At 63.4% G+C, this 3,206-nt stretch carries 2 protein-coding genes; both read right to left on the bottom strand.

Annotated features, from left to right (window positions below; genetic code table 11):
- Nucleotides 1-144: 144 nt before the first annotated feature.
- Entirely contained in the window at nucleotides 145-1,164 is a 1,020-nt protein-coding gene (locus IAE39_RS29240; RefSeq protein ID WP_060494052.1) for a branched-chain amino acid aminotransferase, read from the bottom strand.
- A 136-nt stretch (nucleotides 1,165-1,300) separates the two neighbouring features.
- Nucleotides 1,301-2,878 (bottom strand): ATP-binding cassette domain-containing protein, encoded by a 1,578-nt coding sequence (locus IAE39_RS29235; RefSeq protein WP_201207934.1) that lies wholly within the window; start codon nucleotides 2,876-2,878, stop codon nucleotides 1,301-1,303.
- Nucleotides 2,879-3,206: the final 328 nt, after the last annotated feature.

Genomic DNA, 3,206 nt, shown 5'->3' with positions numbered 1-3,206 from the left:
CCCCCCCCCCCCCCCCCCCCCCCCCCCCCCCCCCCCCACCCCCCCCCCCCCGCTCCTACAAGGGATCGCGCAAGCTTTCATGAACGCAAATAAAACGGGGCATGCCATTGCTGGCATGCCCCGTTTTCAAACCGCTAAAGCGCCTCAGGCGACTTTGACGATCCAGCCTGCCGGTGCTTCTACATCACCGCTCTGGATGCCAGTCAGCTCGTTGTAGAGCTTCTGGGTAACCGGGCCGACCTTCTCCAGGTCGTGGAACACGTGCAGCTTGCCGTTGTACTCGATGCCGCCAATCGGGGTGATCACCGCAGCAGTACCGCAGGCACCCGCTTCGATGAAGCGGTCCAGCTTGCTGATTTCCACGTCGCCTTCGATCACGGTCAGGCCCAGGCGCGATTGTGCCAGTTCCATCAGCGACAGGCGGGTAATGCCTGGCAGCACCGACGCCGATTTCGGGGTGACGAATTCGTTGTTGGCGGTGATGCCGAAGAAGTTGGCCGAACCGACTTCTTCGATTTTGGTGTGGGTCAGCGGGTCGAGGTAGATGGCGTCGGCGAAGTTGGCTTTCTTCGCTTCAGCACCCGGCTGCAGGCTGGCGGCGTAGTTGCCACCGACCTTGGCCGCGCCGGTGCCTTGCGGGGCAGCACGGTCGAAGCTGGAAATCTGGAAGTTGTGCGGCTTCATGCCGCCCTTGAAGTACGAGCCAACCGGGATGGCGAATACCGAGAAGATGAACTCGGGGGCGGTGCGCACGCCAATGTTGTCACCGGTGCCGATCACGAACGGGCGCAGGTACAGGGCGCCTTTGCCGTGCGGTGGCACGAACTTTTCGTTGGCCTTGACCACTTGCTTGCACGCCTCGATGAATACATCGGTGGGCACGTGCGGCATCAGCAGGCGGGCGCAGCTGCGCTGCATGCGGGCGGCGTTCTGGTCCGGGCGGAACAGGTTGATCGAGCCGTCCTTGCAACGGTAGGCCTTCAGGCCTTCGAAGCACTGCTGGCCGTAGTGCAGGGCAGTGGAGCCTTCACTGATGTGCAGCACGTTGTCTTCGGTCAGGGTGCCCTTGTCCCACTCCCCATTGCGCCATACGGACAGGTAGCGTTTGTCGGTCTTGATGTAGTCGAAACCCAGCTTGTCCCAGTTAATGCTTTCGTTGCTCATGACACCCTCATTGTCTTGCAAGTGCCCGATCGCTCGGGCTGCTGTTATATGCGCACCATGCCACCTTAATACATCCTTGGCGGATCGGGAACGGCCAGTCACGAATTGATAGCCTGCGATGCATTTTTTTCGATTGCTACAGCTGCAGGTACGCGTCAAGCGCCAGGTTTTGCAGCAATACCGCGTCGTGCGAGGCCACCACCAGCGCTCCGCGAAACTGGCCGAGCATGCGCTCCAGCGCTGCCAGCGATGGCAGGTCCAGATGGTTGCCGGGCTCGTCCAGCAGCAACAAGTCGAGCGGCCGCTCGCGGTACAGAACGGCGGCCAGTGCTGCCTTCATCCGCTCACCGCCGCTGAGCAGGCTGCTGGGCAGCTCGATACGCGCCGCATCCAGACCCAGTTGCGCCAGGCGGCTGCGTAACTCGCCCTGGGCCAGTGACGAGTTGGCCTGGTGCAGGTGCTCAAGCACGCTGGTGTCGCCTGGCAAGCTGCTGCAATGCTGGTCGAGCAGGGCGGTTTCGCCGCTGAGGCGCAGGCATTCGGCGGGTGCCGGCAGCTCGCCGTTCATCAGTTTGAGCAACGTGGACTTGCCACTGCCATTGGCACCGACCAGGCCCACCCGCTGGCCCAGGCACACGCGCAGGTCAAGCGGCTTGCGGGTGCCATGGGGCAGGCGCAGCGCCTGCAGGGCCAATACTTCACGACCCGCATGGCGCTGCGGCGTAGGTGCATGCAGGGTAATGGCAATGTCTTGCTCCATCTCGCGGGCGGCGTCACGTACTTTGCCTTGCAGCGCCTGCTGGGCGTCGCGATGATCGCGGCGTTGCTTACCTGCCGTGGCCTGGCTGCGCTGCTGCTGGCGGTCGAGCAGGATCCTGGCCTGATTGGCGTGCCTGGCCTGGCGCCCGGCTCGCGCTTGTTGCCGCTCCAGGTCTTCGCGCTGACGCTGGCGTTCACGGGCCTGGCGTTGTTGCTCCTGTTTCAGCCGGGCAAGGTGCTGTTGGGCCTGCTCCGTCTGGCTGGCCTTTTGTGCTGCATAAAAGCTGTAGTTGCCGCCGAAGGCCTGCGAACCCAGGCTGGACAACTCGACGATGCGCTCCATGTACGCCAGCAGGCTGCGGTCGTGGCTGATCACCAACAGGCCCCGGTCCCAGGCCTGGACCATGGCCAGCAGCTGGGCGCGGGCGTTGCTGTCCAGGTGATTGCTGGGTTCGTCGAGAATCAGGTAGTCGGCATCGCTGAGCCAGGCGCCGATCAGCGCCACGCGCATGGCTTGGCCGCCGCTTAGGCTATGGGCAGGCTGGCGCCAGTCGAGCTGGCCCAGGCCATGGCGTTGCAGTTGCGCTTGCAGTTGCTCGCGGATATCCCAACGCTCGCCAACGGTGTCGAAATCGCCGGGTTCGACGCTGCCTTGCTCGATGCGCTCAAGCGCTGCAATCACGCTGCTTACTTGAGCCAGGTCGGCAAGTGTGGCGCTTTGCTCGATCACTTGCTGGTTCAGCAGGTGAACAGGCCCAAGTCGCCGGCACTGGCCGCTGCTCGGTTCGCGCTGGCCGGCGAGTATCTGCCCGAGCAGGCTCTTGCCCACGCCATTGCGCCCGACCAGGCCGGTGCGGCGGCGGTCGAAGGTTTCGTTGAGGTCGGTAAACAGCAGCCTGCCATCAGGCAAGGCCAGGGTGACGCTGTCCAGCGTCAGGATCGACGTGTTCGTCATGTGCAACTCCACAAATGCCGCGACATCTCCGGAGCGAACCGGAGGCTGAAGGCTGGCCGTCGAAGGGACGGCGGCATTAATGGCGCATTGGACGAACACCTCTTTGTGGGGGAATGTGCAGCCTAATGGACTGGCGGGGGCGGGTAAAGTCTTGTCTGCTGTGTGGTTGGGTGTGGGCTGCAAGGTGTTTGCCGAGGGATCTGCAGTGTCTATGAGATCTAGCGCCGTGGATGTTCGCCGAAACATTTTCAGCGCCTGTGAGATCGAGCGCCGCGGATGTTCGCCGAAACATTTTCAGCGCCTATGAGATCGAGCGCCGCCCGCGCGG

The organism is Pseudomonas sp. S37 (assembly GCF_016658545.1).
Classification (GTDB): domain Bacteria; phylum Pseudomonadota; class Gammaproteobacteria; order Pseudomonadales; family Pseudomonadaceae; genus Aquipseudomonas.
The sequence above is the reverse complement of the archived record's forward strand: the minus strand, read 5'-3'. Positions and strand labels throughout refer to the sequence as shown.

Coding starts and splice junctions, on each gene's coding strand:
- IAE39_RS29240 (WP_060494052.1), bottom strand. CDS start 1,164: ATGAGCAACGAAAGCATTAACTGGGACAAGCTGGGTTTCGACTACATC.
- IAE39_RS29235 (WP_201207934.1), bottom strand. CDS start 2,878: ATGACGAACACGTCGATCCTGACGCTGGACAGCGTCACCCTGGCCTTG.